Origin of the sequence: Rhizobium gallicum bv. gallicum R602sp (genome assembly GCF_000816845.1) — a bacterium.
GTDB lineage: Bacteria > Pseudomonadota > Alphaproteobacteria > Rhizobiales > Rhizobiaceae > Rhizobium > Rhizobium gallicum.
The window spans coordinates 981,583-997,483 of the sequence record NZ_CP006880.1 but is presented as its reverse complement, the minus strand read 5'-3'; the positions used below and the strand labels follow the sequence as shown (position 1 = coordinate 997,483).

Here is a 15,901-nt window from a genome sequence, read left to right as displayed (position 1 = left end):
TCCTTCGAAGGGCTTGCGATCTTCTTCACTTTGATGCCCTCAACCGTCAGCTAGGGCGTAGGCTGAAGGGGTCAACTGAAAAATGTTAGCGGGATAACAACTTCGAATGGCCGGAGCAGGCGGCGCATCACAGCCGAGCGGCGGTTTTGACCCGCTGCGTTCGACAGGCTGGAGCAGATCACCGTTTACCCGTTAAGCAACCCGGACATAGTCAGGGCATCGATATCGGAAAGCACCGTGCCTGCGGCGAAGGCAGAGCGAAAACGACTGACAATCATGCGCAATCAAGGGCCGAGGCATTCCTGTCCTTAGGAAGAGAGCGTTGCGTGCTCGTAGAGTTGGTCCATGCTTAAAGTCGCGATTTCGGCAAACGGGGTCTGGTTCGTGACACGGCCGCCGTCCAGGATCACGACGTCGTCGCAAAATGAGATCGTGCTGCGGTGATGGCTGATGACGATCGTCGCACGACGACCAGCTCTTGATTTCAAGGTCTCCACGATCGCTGCTTCAGACAATCCGTCGATGGCGTTCGTGGCCTCGTCCAGGATGAGGATTTCCGGATCGCGCACGAGGGCCCTTGCCAGGGCGATCCGCTGCCGTTGACCAGCCGAAAGGCTGGCTCCCCTATAGCCGACGATCGTCTCATATCCATCAGGAAGCTTTTCGATGAACTCATGCGCCTCGGCAAGCTTGGCTGCGCTCTCCGCCTCGGCCAACGTGGCGTTGTGACCATAGGTGATATTCTGGAGAATAGTGCCGTCGATCAGCTCAAGGTCCTGGCTGGCGAGTGCAATTTGCCTTCGCCACAGGACGGGATCGATTTGATTAAGAGGGGTGCCATCGACCAGAATATCTCCTTCATCGGGCTCCACAAATCGACACAGAAGATTGACAATTGTCGTTTTTCCAGCCCCCGACCGTCCGATAATGGCCGTCGAACGGCCTTGGCGAATTTCGAAAGTCGCGGCGCGCAGCACGACGGGTCGCGAGCCAGACCCCGGATATTTGAAAGTCACACGATCAAATTTGATCCGCTGAACAGGCGCATGAAGCTGGCCGTCGCCTCCAGGCGGCGGCGGCTTGTCAGACGAGTCCAGAAGCCATCTGACCTCTTCCAAGGAGCCGCTCCAGCTCTGCACTTGGCTCCATGCCATTTGCAGTGAACGGACGTGTGGCTGCAGACGATAGAGTAGGACCACGAAGGCCACGATAATCGGAAAACTTACTCCCCAAAGCCAGGCGCCGACGACGACTGCTAGAAACAGACCCGAATGAAGCGTCTCGGTCAGCGGCGGCAGTGCAGCCTGGCGGGATTGGAGGACGAAACCCGCTTTTCGTACGGCATCTGAAGCGAAATCAAAGACTGCTTTTTCTCGCTGCTCCTGTCCGAATGCACGAATCAGCCGTCCGGCATGTACGAGATGAAGCATCCTGGCGGCGAGCTCACCGTTGAACGAAGTGACATTGCGGCTCGGGTCTTTCAGACTGGCCGACAAGATCGCATGAATGGCCTGGATCAGAACAAGCCCCAATGCAACACACAGCGTCATCTGCCATGAAAGAAGCAGGAGAAAGGCGAGCAAAATGACGACCGCCGAGGCGGACACGATCGAAGCGAGCATAGTTTGTATCGCGTCCGAAGCCCGCCAGGATTCGTTGGAGATGATATTGAGCAGCCGCCCGGGGCTTTGCTGCAGAAAAAACGGGTATCCGATCGTCAAAAGCTGCCTGGCAAGAGAGCTGCGGATCGCATGGCCGGCCTTGCCGTAGATGAAATTGGCAAGCACGGCGTTGGCGAACGCCAGCACATTCTTCAGGGTGATCAATCCAAGGATGGCGGCAGCGATCGCGATCAGCCTTACGCGGTCATCCAGGCCGGCACCCACTTGCTGGAAGACGGCTGAGAACCCGGCCATTCCTGAGGGATCCTTATCGCCGGCAATGATGCCGAGCATGGGAATAATAAGTCCAATGCCAGTGCCTTCAAGGACAGCGCTGCTGAGCCCAAGAACGACGACAACCGCAATGAGGCCGATCTTTTTGCCCAGCGCCTGACGCAATAGCCGAAAGCTCGACATAATGAATTCTAGCATGGCGGTCGTGACCTCAGCAGACGAGTTATCTGGTCGATCGGGGTTACCTCTGACAGCTCCCATCGTACGATGGTGACAGGAGGTGTAAGCGCGACAGCACCCCCCGCCACTATGCGAGCCCCTGAAGCGGCGGGACCATTTTGACCGGCACCGACTGGCAGTAACGCGCCAGCGCATCCGCTCGCCGGGTGGCCCCATCTGAAAAGCGGCACAACCACGGGGCATGAAAGGCTGAGCGAAGTCCATATCGCTCCCGCCGTCGAATGACCTGCCACTTTCCGGTTCGCGTGAGAAACTCGTGTGTTAGTTCGGGACGCTGCTCATCGGCAATGAGCTGATAGAGGAAATAGAAGAAACACAAGGCTCCGTCGGCATAGCTGGAGGACGCCGGCGCGGCTTGCTTGGCAATTTTTCTTTCCAGCGTGAGAATGCAATCTGCCACACGGCGTACCGTGTCCAGTGTGACGCCTGCGCCGATGTCATGAAGAGCGTCGGGGTCATCGTTAAGAGATTGCCGCTCGAGGTTCTCTGCAACGATCTTCAGATGGGTTCGACGCATTTGGTGCTTATGTCTGCTCGTGACACTGTCGGAGTGAATACGATAGGCGACCAGGCTGTCATCGATCATTGCCGCCGGAAACTCTCGGGCGATTCGCCTGAAAAGATCGAAATCCTCCGCATGCACATAACCGGCGTCATATACCAGCATGTCTTCGGGAACGACCCTTCGGTTAAACATTACGGTCGAGTGCAAGAAGATCGTAAAGAACAGCGACAGTATGTGCCAATCCCCGGACTGATAGATCGGATTTGGCTTGCCGCGGATCACGCGATTGCCGAGAAGCTGATCGATGCCCGTTCCACTCATGGCGAGCTCCGGCTGCTGGGCAAAAAGTGCCACCTGGCGTGAAAAGCGGGACGGATAGGAAATGTCGTCTGCATCCATCCTGGCGATCAGATCGCCCCTCGCCAGGGCGATGCCCTCATTCAAGGTCGCAACGAGCCCGCGATTCTCCCGCGAAACGATGCGCACACGATCGTCGACGTTTCGATACCGTTGGAGAATACTCAACGATCGATCGGTCGAGCCGTCGTCAAGTGCAATCACTTCAAAGCGCCCATAGTCCTGGCGCAGAATGCTTTCCAGCGCTGCAGCAACATAAGGTTCGCCGTTATAGACAGGCAGCACAACAGAGATCAATGGGACAGACATCGTTCAGCTCGCATGTTCATCGGAAATGCCGCGATTGGCATAGCTGCGGCCATAGGCTGAAGCATCATATTCCTGTCCCCCGGCCTCACTCCGCTTGGTAGACGACGGAAGGCGGGCGGAGCTTCCGGAGCGGACGTATGGAAAATAGCGTTTGAGCTGGTTGAGCGGTCTTTCGAAAGCCAGCCAAGAGATTGAAGCGACCATCAAGGTGGCTGTTGTTCCAACCACAAAACGTGAAGGACCCTGTTCTGAGACATTCACCGGAATCCAGGGTTGAGCCTTGACGATCAGCGAAAGGACAATTGGATGGAAAAGATAAATGCCGTAGCTTACGCGCCCGATGGCGACAATCAGCGGGAGCTCCAACAGGCGGCCGAAGGCGCCTCGCAGGCCTGACGAACAACATCCAACCAACAATACGAACGGTGCGAGGGGAGAAAGCTCGCGACCGATCCATGCCAGCCATTCAAGCGCCGGCGGCATGGCGGCTGATTTCAGCCAGAGGAAAATGACGGCGGCGCCAGTCAAGGGAACCCAGCTTAGCCGTATCCATTGTGGCCAGACGTCGGTTCTGCTTCGATGGACTGCGAGGAGCGCGCCTGCGACGAGCGCATCCATCGACGCTGGAGGAAGAAGGTCACGCGCGAGAGATGGTGTGCCTGTCAGTGGCCAGTAGAAACGATACGCAAGCGAAAATGTGACGACGGCGATGCAAATCGGTGCGATAAACCGGCGCGGCGCGAACAGGATGACCAGCGGCCAAGCGACGTAAAACTGCTCCTCGATGCTTAGGCTCCAGGTATGACACAACACCCACGGCGTCCATTCATCACGAAGGGCATACCAGAAATTTGAGAGATAGAGCGCGTGCCATTTGAGGTTGCCCCGAGCGCCTTCAAGGTCGACAAGCCAGACGAAGCCTAGGACTGCGAAGTACGGGGGAAATATCCGAAGTGCGCGGCGAAGATAGAACGATTTCAGCGCATTTACTGGCTCATACTGGATTGCCGAGCGCGCTTCCAAGAGAAGCCGCGTTATCAAAAAGCCGCTGAGTACAAAGAACAGTCGTACGCCCAGATGGCCCAAAACTGATCCTTCGGCTGCCAAGAAATGGTCGTACAGCACCATTGAAATGGCAAAAGTCCGAAGACCATCCAGTTGCCGATCGCGTGCATGAAACATCTATCCCCCTCAGTCTCGTGGGCCCCTCGTCGCCGAAGCAACGCCCGGCTGCAGTCCTGCAGCCTGCTGCTATTATTCCGTTCCCGATGAGGCGGATCGAAGTATCAAAGCGCTTCCTAAAAATTCGTGGGAATCGGGCCAAACTGTGACGCCAACGCAATATCAGACTTTAGTCCGATATGGCTCCCTGGCGCCTGCCTCGACTTCACCTGTGTTCTGCGCACCCATGCTCTCGGGCAAACAAACCGGTGCGACGCCACCTGCAAGGAACTCGGCGCAACCGGTCGCGGCTATGCTGTGGCCGCCTTTAAACCCGTCAACTAAGAGCTCCAAGCATTTCACGTGGTGGCCCGCTTCACGCTCCTCGAAGAGAGCGGAAGGCTCTTCCCGAGCACGTTCCAAGACTGCCTGGAAGGACGGCAGGTTTCGTGAAGGTGACAAACCCACTGGCCGGCAACCAGCAGATCGCCGGAACAACCGGTCGTCACTCGCCAACACAGCCGGTTTTGCATCACATTTGCGAGCGCCTGTACCAATCCACTCATCACGGTGCGATCGTCCGGGCCAGCAAGCCGCAAGCGGGTTTCGGCCTGAAATTCCTCAGTCGCGCGCGCGTATGAACGGCTCTCGGCGCGGTGAACGGAATTGCACGTTTCGTCATTTAAGTTTCACGGAAGTTAACGCTGACTGTCACATTGGACTGCTAGCTGAAGCAGCGAACGAACCATGGCCACCAAGGCGCCAGCGGTCATCTTTATCCGTTCAAGGAGCATTTTCGATGAGACTCACTGTTCTTCAATCAGCTCTGGCGTCCCTCCTGGCCGCCACCGCATTTGGTGCTGGTCCGGCCCATGCAGAGAAGACCAAGTTCGAATTCTGGTACGGCCTGTCGGGCGACCTCGGAGAGCGCGTGCAAGACGCCTGCAAAAAGTTTAACGACATGCAGGCTGACTACGAAATCGTCTGCACTTCGCAAAACAGCTATGACACGACGCTTCAGAACACGATTGCCGCCTATCGTGCCAAGAAGCAGCCGGCGGTCACCCAGATCTACGACGCCGGAACGCTCGACATGATGCTCTCCGGAGCGTTCGTACCGGCCAAGAAACTGATGGCCGACAACGGCTACACGATCGACTGGACCAACTATTTCAGCGGCATCGCCAATTATTACGCAACAGCTGGAGGAGAGTTGAATTCCTTCCCGTTCAACTCTTCAACCGCCATGTTCTATTACAATGTCGACGCTTTCCAGAAGGCGGGCATCGACTTCAAGCCGGAAACCTGGGAGGAGGTCGAGGAAGCCGCCCGCAAGCTGAAGGCGGCGGGTTTCGACTGCCCGCTCGGCTTTAACTTCGATACATGGCAGATGATGGAGCAATTTTCCGCCATCCACAACCAGCCGATCGCAACAAAGGGTAACGGCTACCAGGGCCTGGACGCCGAACTGATCTTCAACAAGACCAAATTCGTCGACCATGTGAAATTCTTCAAGAAAATGGTCGACGAGAAGCTGTTCGTCGTCAAAACGAAACAGCTCGGGATGGACATCGTCCCCGCGTTTGCCTCGCAGACATGCCAGATGATTCAGACCTCGATCGCCGACCACGGCACGATTGGCAAGACGCTGCCGGAAGGTGTCAAATGGGAGGTTGCGATGCTGCCGGTCTGGAAAGGCACGCAACGACAGAACTCGCTGGTCGGCGGCGCCTCGCTATGGGTCATGGCCGGCCGTCCGGAAGGCGAGTACAAGGGCGCAGCCGCCTTCCTTAACTTCCTCGCCACGCCGGAAATGGCACAATGGTGGTCGACGGTCACTGGGTACATTCCGGTCACCAAGACCGGCTTTGAAGCCATGAAGGCCAACGGTTTCTACGACAAAGCTCCTTACAAGGGCCGCGAGCTCGCAATTGCCAGCCTGACCTACACGCCGACCTCGCAGAATACCCGCGGTATCCGCCTCGGTGGTTTCACCCAGGTCCGCAAGGAGGTCTCTACGGCGCTGGAGGCGATTTTCATGCAGAATGCCGACGTGCAGGCTGAACTCGACCAGGCCGCCGATCGAAGCAACGCCGTGCTGCGCCGATTTGAGAAAACCTATGCCGGTCAGAAGCTGAACTGAGTCTCGTCAGCAAGAGCCTGCCCGTCGCTTATGGCAGGCTCTTGTCCCTGAAGTACTATTGGTTTGATTGATCCATGGAAAAGCGGGCCGTTTTCAAAAGCTGGTGGCTGCCGATTCTTTTTGCCCTGCCGCAGATTCTTCTGATCCTTCTCTTCTTCTACTGGCCGGCAATCGCGGTGATGAAGTGGGCTTTCACACTTGAGCCTCCTTTTGGCGGGGTAGCGGAATTTGTCGGACTGACGAATTTTGACGAGGTGTTCGCCGATCCATTCTATTGGAACTCCGTCGCCGTCAGCCTCATCTTCGCACTTTGCGGGACTTGCTTCACCATGCTGGTCGGTCTCGTGCTGGCGATTGCAGTGGATCGGCGGCTGCCCGGTTCTGGGCTATTCCGGTTCCTATATATCCTTCCATATGCAATCGCCGGACCGGCCGCCGGCATGGCCTTCCGGTTCATTCTGTCGCCAGAACGCGGGCTGATGGCCTCGGTCAATGCCGCGTTCCCTGATTTCTGGAACCCGGCAAAATACGGTGCCCACGCTCTCATCCTCGTCATCGTCATCTTTGCCTGGAAATGGACCGGTTACACGTTCATCTTCCTGTTGGCCGGCCTGCAATCCGTGCCGCGCTCTCTGACGGAGGCCGCCGCCATGGACGGCGCCGGACCGATCCGTCGCGCGATCGATATCCAGGTTCCGCTGCTGGCGCCGACGCTGTTTTTTCTGCTCGTCATCATGATGACCGAGGGGTTCGTCGGTTCGGACACCTTCGGTATCGTACACAGCACGACTGGCGGCGGACCAAATCACGGCACGGAGGTGATGGTTTTTCGCATCGTGGACGAAGCGTTCAAGGGGCTCAACTACTCTGGCGCTTCCGCGCAGAGCATCGTCCTGATCGGCCTGATCATGGTCTTCACGTTCATCCAATTTCGCTTCATCGAGAAGCGTGTGCACTATAAGTGAGCCCGTCATGATCCAGCGCACGCCGATTGCTGATGCACTGACCTATCTGTTGATGGTCTTGGGTTTTATCCTGCTGATTGGCCCCTTCCTCGTCATTCTGGCTGGTGCCAGTCAAACGCTCCAACAGATCAACAGCGTGCCGTTCCATTTCCTTCCCCAGGACCGCTTCCTCGAAAACGCCTCCGCTGCCTGGTCGCGCGCCAATCTCGGATCGGCCATGATCAACAGCTTCATCATGGCCTGTTTCGTCACCGTCGGCAAAGTGGCTCTTTCGGCTTGCACGGCCTTCGCCATCGTGTTCTTCCGCACGCCACTCAAGCATTTTTTCTTCTGGATCGTGTTCATCACGCTGATGCTACCGCTCGAAGTTCGCGTGGTGCCGACCTATGCCGTAGCCGCCGACCTTTTCCAGCCGTTTCGATTACTGATTTCGGCACTGACCGGCATCGAAGTATCGGTCGAATGGAACCTGCTGAATTCCTATGCGGGCCTCACGCTGCCGCTGATTGCCACCGCAACAGGCACATTCCTTTACCGGCAATTCTTCATGACTCTGCCAAATGAGCTCGCCGAAGCCGCCCGCATGGACGGGTCCGGACCAGTGCGCTTTTTCGTCGACATGCTGATACCTCTTTCGCGCACCAACATGTTGGCGCTCACCACGATCATGTTCGTCTACGGCTGGAACCAATATCTTTGGCCGCTGCTGATGATCACAGACCCGGCCTACAAGACGACCATGATGTCGCTGAGCGCGCTGCTTCCTTCGGAAAACAGCCTGCCCGACTGGAATGTCACGCTGGCCGGTTCACTCATCATCATGGCGCCGCCGCTCGTCGTCGTTGCGGTGCTGCAACGCTGGTTCGTCCGTGGCCTGGTCGCCACCGAAAAGTGACCTGGCGATTTTAAGAAACGAGGTTCAAATATGGCTGACATCGATATCCGCGCCGTGCGCAAGTCCTATGGTAAGACCCAGACGCTGCACGGCGTCGACCTGTCCTTTGCCTCGGGCGAATTTGTCGTCATTCTCGGTCCCTCTGGCTGCGGAAAGTCGACGCTTCTACGCATGATCGCTGGACTTGAGGAGATTACCGCCGGCGAAATCGCAATCAATGGTCGCGTGGTCAACAGGCTCGAGCCGCGCGAGCGCGGCTGCGCCATGGTGTTCCAGAACTATGCGCTTTATCCGCATATGACCGTGGCCCAAAATATCGGTTACGCGCTGAAGGTAGCCGGTGTGTCAAAAGCGGAGCGCGAAACGCGCATCGAGGAGACGGCGAAGATCGTCGGGCTTTCGGAGTATCTTGCGCGCAAACCAGCAGCATTGTCCGGCGGCCAGCGTCAGCGCGTGGCGATGGCGCGCGCCATTGTTCGTGAGCCACAGGTGTTTCTCTTCGACGAGCCACTGTCGAATCTCGACGCCAAGCTGCGGGTGACCATGCGGGCGGAAATCCGCAAACTGCACCAACGTCTTTCGGCAACATCCGTCTTCGTCACCCATGATCAGATCGAGGCGATGACGCTTGCCGACAAGCTCGTGGTAATGAATAAGGGGCATGTCGAGCAGGTCGGTCAGCCGCTCGACATCTATCATCGACCGGCAAGTATATTCGTCGCATCCTTCATCGGCTCTCCGGCGATGAACCTCTTCAATACACGCGTCGAGGTCGAGACTGGGTCGGTGCGTTTCGGCGGCGTGCAGGTTCCCATCGACCCTGCGCTTGCGGCCAGCTTGCGCGGAAGAGATGTCACGATCGGCATTCGACCGGAGCAATGTGCCGTTTCGCTGGACGGCAGCGGCGTGCGGGCGACAATAGACTTCGTCGAGGAACTTGGCTCCGGTCGGGTCGCCCATGCCGAGGTCGATGGCGAGCCATTTGCAGCCGTCATCAGCGACCGCATGGGCGTGCGTCCAGGCGATCAAGTAGGCCTGGAGTTACCCTCGTCCCAACTGCATGTCTTCGAGCGCGAAAGCGGGCGGCGGATAGATATGAAGATCAATTCCAGCTCCCCGCATCAGGCGGCCGCCACCTCGACGCTGGCGATTGTTCATTGATTTTCGAGAGTCCCCAGAAGGAACACCCGCATGAACGACATCATTTGCGCCGTCGGATTTTGCAACCGGACCGGCAAGGGCGACCTCAGTGCGCTTGACGCTTCGCTGCGGGAAATCGCCGAAACGGGGGCCGACGCCTGCGAAATCGGCATCTATGCCGAGGAAATCATCAGCGGCGGCCGCATCATCGAGGATCGGACGCGCCGCGTCGCCGACATCGTTCGCCAGCATCCTTTCAAGAAATTGTCGCTGCACGGACAGATCCTATCCAACTTCATGGACCGCGAGCATTTGCAGCTGCAAAAGAAGGTCGTGCGGTCGATGCTCGAACTCTGCAACCGGCTTGGTGCAGGCATACTCGTCCATCATTCAGGCGCCGGACAGCTTGCCGATGGCGAAGATGGCGCCGATCTCGACCGAATGGAGCGCGAGACACTGGCCGAGATGGGCGATATCGCGAAGGGCTACGGCGTACGCATCGCACTTGAAAACATATTCACCACAGAAAGCGGCCAATACCGCCAGACGCCGAGCGAAGTGGCCGCGACTGTCAGGGCTATCGGCTCGGACAACGTTGTTGCGCTTATCGACTTCTCGCATGCCTATATCGAATCGACCTACCGCAATCTCGATTTCCTCGAAGAATTGCGCGCAATGGCGCCGGTAACCGGTCACCTGCATGTCCATGACAGTTTTGGCCTTCCCTATTCCATGACGCGCTTTTACCATCCCGCCGAAGCAACGGCCCTCGGCATCGGCGATCTCCACTTGCCGATCGGCTGGGGTGACATTCCTTGGGAGGGTATTTTCCGCGAGCTCACGTTCCTTCCGGATACGACGCTGATCATGGAAATTAACGCGGAGCGATTTGGTGACCAGCAGCCGGCCTGCCTGGAAAGGGCACGACGATTGGCGACATTGATGGGGATGGCGGGGGAAAGCGGAAAAGCGGCAGCTGTCGTAGCTGCCGCCCTGACCTGAGCGGTCATTAGAAGCGGTGACCTATCCCACCAAAACAGCGAACGGCTGAGTGCCCTCCTTGACGATTGCCATCCTTGGCATCGCCGAGCAGCAAGCCGGCACCAGGAATTCCTTTGCCGTCCCAGTTCCGGGGCATCATGTAGGTGATCGATCCATTCAGATCGACGCGCTTGATGCCTCTTCGCTTATCTCTTATCGCCGGCCGCCTTGGAAGAACCACTGGAACATATTCAGGGGCTCGTCTTGGGTTATATGACCGCCACGTAAGAGTGTTGCCTATACCGAAATTCGGTTATCATCTAATCGAGCGAAGTCGTATAGTATCGTGTGCCGTGTCTAGAGTCCTCATCATAGTCGGGCTTGTTTTCGTCGTGGTCGGTATTCTCTGGCCGTGGCTTGCACGCATCGGCTTGGGGAGGCTGCCGGGCGACATTCTTATCGAGCGCGAGAATTTCTCCATTTATATCCCTATTACCACCGGCCTGCTTTTCAGCATTTTGCTGTCGGTGATGCTCTGGCTCCTCAGTCGTTAAAAAAGCGATGCCCGTAAGGATCGCTCACGCTGTCCGAGAAGAGGTGGATTCATTGTGCGGCTTGATACGCGCCGGCGTTCGAAGAATCTCAGTGAGGTTTGCGCTTCGATGCGCCCATTGCGGCTTCAGCGACGCCGTCGCAATAGCGTCACACTTGTTACTCCCCCTGTTCACTCTCCGGTGCCAAACTATCTCACGAACACCAACGAGCGAACCGAACGTCAGCAAGCAGGCGCGGAAATTCGCCCTGATCAGGAGATTTGAAGCCATGACGAGATCAACTGAAAATGGTCAGAAAGGCAGACAGCCTGGCATGCACACTCCACCGGTCGTGTTGCCGCAGGCGTGGGAGGCGGCCCGCCAGCAGCTGCTTGTGAAAGAAAAGGCACTGGCACGCGCCCGTGACGCTCTGGCCGCCGAGCGCCGGCGAATGCCGCGGATGGCCGTGGAGACAGCGTATGCGTTCGAGGGACCTAAGGGCACGGCAAGCCTGCTGGACCTGTTCGATGGTCGGCGACAGTTGATCGTCTACCGCGCCTTCTTCGAGCCGGGCGTGTTCGGTTGGCCCGACCACGCGTGCCGGGGCTGCTCCCTGGTGGCCGACCAAGTCGCCCATGTCGCGCATCTGAACGCGCGTGACACCACGCTCGTCTTCGCCTCGCGTGCACCTCAGTCCGACATCGCGCGCCTGAAGGCGCGGATGGGCTGGGAGATGCCGTGGTTCACTCTCACCGACAGCTTCGACGCCGACTTCGGCGTGGACGAGTGGCATGGCACGAACGTGTTCTACCGTGACGGCGACCGCGTATTCCGCACCTACTTCGTCAATAATCGCGGCGACGAGCAAATGGGAAGCACGTGGAACTACCTGGACGTCACGCCATTGGGCCGGCAGGAGGTCTGGGAGGACTCGCCCGAAGGCTATCCTCAAACCCCGACGTACAAGTGGTGGAACTGGCATGACAGCTACGTTGCAGACGTAATACCCGACAAGAAATGGGTCGAGGTGTCGGACGCTGGAGAGGCAGCGTTTCGAAGCCAACACGCGAGCACGAAGCCTGAGCCATGACCTGTCAGGTGCTGGAGAGGTGAGGAAGGTCGCGGAGAGTACGGCCTCCGCACGAAGCGGCTCTTTAAGGGCTCTCCAAAATATGGCGCCAACGGACCCGCACAGGCATCCGATCTTTTCTGACCTGCTCCGGATCGTCGGCGAGGAGCATTTTGCCTGCCCTCGTCGAAGGCGCATTCGATGCGACAACAATGTGGCGGGCCTTACGACCCGCACAATGTGGCCCCATTACAGCTCGGCTTTAGGCTCGATCGGGTTCCAGATGCTTATTTTGCGGGTCTCAGGCATCAAGAAAAGGGCGAGCAGGAAGCATACGGCAGGAACGGCGATTGGGTAGATAAGCGCGTAACCAATGCTGCCAGTGGCCGCGAACGCCGCCGAGGTGATGAACGGCACCAATCCGCCACCCCAACCATTGCCAATGTGATATGGCACTGACACTGACGTGTACCGGATCCTGCCGGGGAAGTATTCAGCAAGGAACGCACCAACCGGGCCATATACCATCCCGACGTAGCAAACCAGGATGAAGATGATGAAGATCGCGGTTGGGTAATTGATGTTGCCGGGCTGCGTGGCTGATCCCAGCCACAAGTACAGCGGATAATACGTTACCGCGGCGAGCAACATGCCTCCCAGGATCACTGGCTTGCGGCCGATAATGTCTGACAGCCATCCAAAAAAGATCAAGCTCGGCGTTGCAATGAGCAGCGCGGCTCCCACGATATAGGACGAGGTCAACGAGTCTACCTTGGAAACCTGCTGCAGGAAGTACAATGCCCAGAACTGACCGCTATACCAGACCACGCCCTGCCCGATCAGCACGATGGTGGCGATCCCGACATATTGGATGTTGGAGCTGAGGAAGGCTTCCTTCCATGGATTTCGAGTCGTCTGCCCCTTAGCTTTGATCTCCTCGAAGATCGGTGTCTCCTGAAGCTGAAGCCGGATATAGATTGCAATGGCTACCAGCAGGAAGGAGACCAAAAACGGAATGCGCCACGCCCATTCGTCGAAGACCTCGTTGCCGAAATAGGTGCGCGTCGCGATGATCACGGCCAGCGATACGACGATTCCGAGCGTCGGAGAGGTCTGAAGCCACCCGGTGTAATAGCCACGGCGTTCGTCGGGAACATGCTCGGCGACATAGGTGATGGCACCGCCATACTCACCGCCCAAGCACAAGCCTTGGATCATCCGCAGGCCGAAAAGAAGGAACGCAGCGGTCAGCCCGATCGACGCGTAGGTCGGCATCAAACCGATCGCACCCGTGCCCAACCCCATGCCGCTGAGCGTAATGAGAAACGTGTATTTGCGGCCGACCCGGTCACCCATCCAGCCAAAAAGGAACGCCCCCAGTGGACGGATCAGGAATCCTGCGGTGAACAGCGCGATCGTACTCAGCAGCGCTGCGACTGGATGGGATTGCTCAAAGAACTTCACCGAAAGAACCGCGGCCAAGCTTCCGAAGATATAGAAGTCATACCATTCGATGATGTTTCCTACCGACGCGGCAATGATCACACGGCGGAAATCCTTTGGAACTTGAGTGGGCATGTTTCTTCCTCCCGTTTAACATCACCCTCCAACGTCTTGTATTTTAGCATGAAAAGTAGCTTGATCCAAACCGGGCACCCATTCTTCAGCTCGGCGCAGCGCGCCACGATCAGCCGGTCGCCAGTGAAGGAAAGCGGCGCGAGACCAAGACCGACAGCATGCTCGCCTCGCGATGCCGATGAGACCTTAACAGGCCAGTTCCGCATGAAGCACGCGCATGTTGATGTCGTCTTAAATGAGCCCGAAGGAGAAGGTCAGCGCCCTTGTTCAGAACGCTGAGAGGTTTCATCAACTCCGTCTGCGATCAACTTGCAATAGCACCGGATTTCTTTGCGACCCAGGTGGCGACATAGTCCATCAGGGCTGGCGATAGGCAGTCATATGGCTCCAATCCAAGCTCCCGCAAGCGGGCCCGTATGTCGTCCATTCGACCGGGATCGACGCCCGATTCGATAATGGAGGAAACAAAGGCTGCAAATTCCGGTGGAGCCCAGCCAGATTCCTGGAAACGCTCGGGGTGAACGAAGTCCAGCCCCTGGAACGCATGCTCCCGCTCGACCGGTCCATACATGTGCACGCCGCATTGCCTGCAGGCGTGACGCTGGATCAGTGCACTCGGATCGACCACCTGCAGCTTGTCGCCGTTCTCCAGCACAGTCACCTTGTCATGTGGGACGACCGCGACAATGGAGAACGAACTACCTCTGGGCTTCCAGCATTTGGTGCAGCCGCAAACGTGATTGTGGGCGACCTGCCCCTCGATCCTTAACTTGACCGGCCGGTCCGTGCAGGCACAAACAAGCGTGCCACCGGAAAAGCCGGGGTTGGCGGGTTTTAAACCATCGTCGACCGCCGGATGAATACGAACTGCACTTTCCATCGCATGTTTCCTCCCCTGTTGCACCGAAGTCCGTCCGGCTCTACGGATATTGGCCTACTTCGGCGTTTCGTCCGAACGCCCGGCGGACACGTTTAGTAGATGACAACGCTCCTGATGCTTTGACCGGAATGCATGAGTTCGAAGCCCTTGTTGATGTCTTCGAGCGGCATCGTATGGGTGATCATCGGATCGATCTGGATCTTGCCTTGCATGTACCAGTCGACGATCTTCGGCACGTCGGTGCGGCCGCGCGCGCCGCCAAAGGCGGTGCCCATCCAGCTGCGGCCGGTGACCAGCTGGAACGGGCGGGTGGAGATTTCCTGGCCGGCACCGGCCACCCCGATGACGACCGACTTGCCCCAGCCGCGATGGCTGGCTTCCAGCGCCTGGCGCATCACCTTGGTGTTGCCGGTGCAGTCGAAGGTGTAGTCGGCGCCGCCGATCTGGTCGGCGCCACGCTTCGTCATGTTGACGAGATAGGGCACGATGTCGTCGCCGACCTCCTTGGGATTGACGAAATGCGTCATGCCAAACTTTTCGCCCCACACCTTGCGGTCATTGTTGATGTCGACACCGATGATCATGTCGGCACCGGCAAGACGCAGGCCCTGCAGAACGTTGAGGCCGATACCGCCGAGGCCGAAGACGATCGCCGTTGCGCCGATCTCCACCTTGGCGGTGTTGATGACGGCGCCGATGCCGGTGGTGACGCCGCAGCCGATGTAGCAGATCTTGTCGAAGGGAGCGTCCGCATTGACCTTGGCAACGGCGATCTCGGGCAGCACCGTGTAATTGGCAAAGGTCGAGCAGCCCATGTAGTGATGGATCTTGTCCTTGCCGATCGAAAAGCGGCTCGTGCCGTCCGGCATCAGCCCCTGGCCCTGGGTGGCGCGGATCGCCGTGCACAGATTGGTCTTGCGCGACAGGCAGGACGGGCATTCACGGCATTCCGGCGTGTAGAGCGGAATGACGTGGTCGCCCTTCTTGACCGAAGTGACGCCCGGGCCGACATCGACGACGATGCCGGCACCCTCATGACCGAGGATTGCCGGAAACAGGCCCTCCGGATCGGCCCCAGACAGCGTGAAATCGTCCGTGTGGCAGATGCCGGTCGCCTTGACCTCGACCAGAACCTCGCCGGCCCGCGGGCCTTCGAGATCGACCTCCGTGATTTTCAACGGTTTTCCCGCCTGAACGGCAATGGCGGCGCGGGTTTTCATCCTTTATCCCCTTCTAACGCTCATTCCTCA

Annotated in this window: 13 protein-coding genes; 7 read left to right on the top strand and 6 right to left on the bottom strand. The window is 58.0% G+C overall.

The genetic code is table 11. From position 1 onward, the window contains the following. Nucleotides 1-308 precede the first annotated feature (308 nt). The 3 genes from RGR602_RS27875 to RGR602_RS27865 form a co-directional block, all read right to left on the bottom strand. Nucleotides 309-2,093, bottom strand: a complete 1,785-nt coding sequence (locus tag RGR602_RS27875; RefSeq protein WP_040115275.1) for an ABC transporter ATP-binding protein — start codon at nucleotides 2,091-2,093, stop codon at nucleotides 309-311. Between the two features lie 109 nt (nucleotides 2,094-2,202). Next, a complete protein-coding gene (locus RGR602_RS27870) occupies nucleotides 2,203-3,306 on the bottom strand; it encodes a glycosyltransferase family 2 protein (RefSeq protein ID WP_040115274.1) in 1,104 nt (367 codons plus the stop codon). A gap of 3 nt (nucleotides 3,307-3,309) precedes the next feature. Continuing rightward, complete coding sequence (locus tag RGR602_RS27865) at nucleotides 3,310-4,488, bottom strand: acyltransferase family protein (protein ID WP_040115273.1); 1,179 nt, start codon at nucleotides 4,486-4,488, stop codon at nucleotides 3,310-3,312. 778 nt (nucleotides 4,489-5,266) lie between these two features. Here RGR602_RS27865 and RGR602_RS27860 point away from each other — a divergent pair. The 7 genes from RGR602_RS27860 to RGR602_RS27830 all read left to right on the top strand — a co-directional run bounded on the left by RGR602_RS27860 (nucleotide 5,267) and on the right by RGR602_RS27830 (nucleotide 12,214). After that, nucleotides 5,267-6,610 (top strand): extracellular solute-binding protein, encoded by a 1,344-nt coding sequence (locus RGR602_RS27860; protein WP_040115269.1) that lies wholly within the window; start codon nucleotides 5,267-5,269, stop codon nucleotides 6,608-6,610. Nucleotides 6,611-6,684: 74 nt separating this feature from the next. Beyond that, nucleotides 6,685-7,575, top strand: coding sequence for a carbohydrate ABC transporter permease (locus RGR602_RS27855; protein WP_040115268.1), 891 nt, complete (start codon nucleotides 6,685-6,687; stop codon nucleotides 7,573-7,575). A 7-nt stretch (nucleotides 7,576-7,582) separates the two neighbouring features. Continuing rightward, a complete protein-coding gene (locus RGR602_RS27850) occupies nucleotides 7,583-8,470 on the top strand; it encodes an ABC transporter permease subunit (RefSeq protein WP_040115267.1) in 888 nt (295 codons plus the stop codon). A 30-nt stretch (nucleotides 8,471-8,500) separates the two neighbouring features. Further along, the gene (locus RGR602_RS27845; protein ID WP_040115266.1) at nucleotides 8,501-9,631 is read left to right on the top strand and encodes a sn-glycerol-3-phosphate import ATP-binding protein UgpC; all 1,131 of its coding nucleotides are present in this window, start codon (nucleotides 8,501-8,503) and stop codon (nucleotides 9,629-9,631) included. 30 nt (nucleotides 9,632-9,661) lie between these two features. Next, the gene (locus tag RGR602_RS27840; protein ID WP_040115265.1) at nucleotides 9,662-10,612 is read left to right on the top strand and encodes a sugar phosphate isomerase/epimerase family protein; all 951 of its coding nucleotides are present in this window, start codon (nucleotides 9,662-9,664) and stop codon (nucleotides 10,610-10,612) included. Between the two features lie 332 nt (nucleotides 10,613-10,944). Continuing rightward, nucleotides 10,945-11,145, top strand: a complete 201-nt coding sequence (locus RGR602_RS27835; protein WP_040115264.1) for a DUF2905 domain-containing protein — start codon at nucleotides 10,945-10,947, stop codon at nucleotides 11,143-11,145. Between the two features lie 268 nt (nucleotides 11,146-11,413). Beyond that, a complete protein-coding gene (locus tag RGR602_RS27830) occupies nucleotides 11,414-12,214 on the top strand; it encodes a DUF899 domain-containing protein (RefSeq protein WP_040115263.1) in 801 nt (266 codons plus the stop codon). Between the two features lie 228 nt (nucleotides 12,215-12,442). On the opposite strand, the gene RGR602_RS27825 is transcribed toward RGR602_RS27830, so the two are convergent. From RGR602_RS27825 to RGR602_RS27815, 3 genes are all read right to left on the bottom strand, one after another. Next, nucleotides 12,443-13,771: an MFS transporter gene (locus tag RGR602_RS27825; protein ID WP_040115261.1), complete on the bottom strand. Its 1,329-nt coding sequence runs from the start codon at nucleotides 13,769-13,771 to the stop codon at nucleotides 12,443-12,445. A 304-nt stretch (nucleotides 13,772-14,075) separates the two neighbouring features. Next, on the bottom strand, nucleotides 14,076-14,651 hold the full coding sequence (gene gfa / locus RGR602_RS27820) for an S-(hydroxymethyl)glutathione synthase (protein WP_040115260.1): 576 nt from the start codon (nucleotides 14,649-14,651) through the stop codon (nucleotides 14,076-14,078). 92 nt (nucleotides 14,652-14,743) lie between these two features. Beyond that, nucleotides 14,744-15,871: an S-(hydroxymethyl)glutathione dehydrogenase/class III alcohol dehydrogenase gene (locus RGR602_RS27815; protein WP_040115259.1), complete on the bottom strand. Its 1,128-nt coding sequence runs from the start codon at nucleotides 15,869-15,871 to the stop codon at nucleotides 14,744-14,746. Nucleotides 15,872-15,901 lie beyond the last annotated feature (30 nt).

What these genes read in the sequence shown, in the direction of transcription:
- RGR602_RS27875 (WP_040115275.1), bottom strand. Translation starts at nt 2,093, where the DNA reads ATGCTAGAATTCATTATGTCGAGCTTTCGGCTATTGCGTCAGGCGCTG.
- RGR602_RS27870 (WP_040115274.1), bottom strand. Translation starts at nt 3,306, where the DNA reads ATGTCTGTCCCATTGATCTCTGTTGTGCTGCCTGTCTATAACGGCGAA.
- RGR602_RS27865 (WP_040115273.1), bottom strand. Translation starts at nt 4,488, where the DNA reads ATGTTTCATGCACGCGATCGGCAACTGGATGGTCTTCGGACTTTTGCC.
- RGR602_RS27860 (WP_040115269.1), top strand. Translation starts at nt 5,267, where the DNA reads ATGAGACTCACTGTTCTTCAATCAGCTCTGGCGTCCCTCCTGGCCGCC.
- RGR602_RS27855 (WP_040115268.1), top strand. Translation starts at nt 6,685, where the DNA reads ATGGAAAAGCGGGCCGTTTTCAAAAGCTGGTGGCTGCCGATTCTTTTT.
- RGR602_RS27850 (WP_040115267.1), top strand. Translation starts at nt 7,583, where the DNA reads ATGATCCAGCGCACGCCGATTGCTGATGCACTGACCTATCTGTTGATG.
- RGR602_RS27845 (WP_040115266.1), top strand. Translation starts at nt 8,501, where the DNA reads ATGGCTGACATCGATATCCGCGCCGTGCGCAAGTCCTATGGTAAGACC.
- RGR602_RS27840 (WP_040115265.1), top strand. Translation starts at nt 9,662, where the DNA reads ATGAACGACATCATTTGCGCCGTCGGATTTTGCAACCGGACCGGCAAG.
- RGR602_RS27830 (WP_040115263.1), top strand. Translation starts at nt 11,414, where the DNA reads ATGACGAGATCAACTGAAAATGGTCAGAAAGGCAGACAGCCTGGCATG.
- RGR602_RS27825 (WP_040115261.1), bottom strand. Translation starts at nt 13,771, where the DNA reads ATGCCCACTCAAGTTCCAAAGGATTTCCGCCGTGTGATCATTGCCGCG.
- gfa (WP_040115260.1), bottom strand. Translation starts at nt 14,651, where the DNA reads ATGGAAAGTGCAGTTCGTATTCATCCGGCGGTCGACGATGGTTTAAAA.
- RGR602_RS27815 (WP_040115259.1), bottom strand. Translation starts at nt 15,871, where the DNA reads ATGAAAACCCGCGCCGCCATTGCCGTTCAGGCGGGAAAACCGTTGAAA.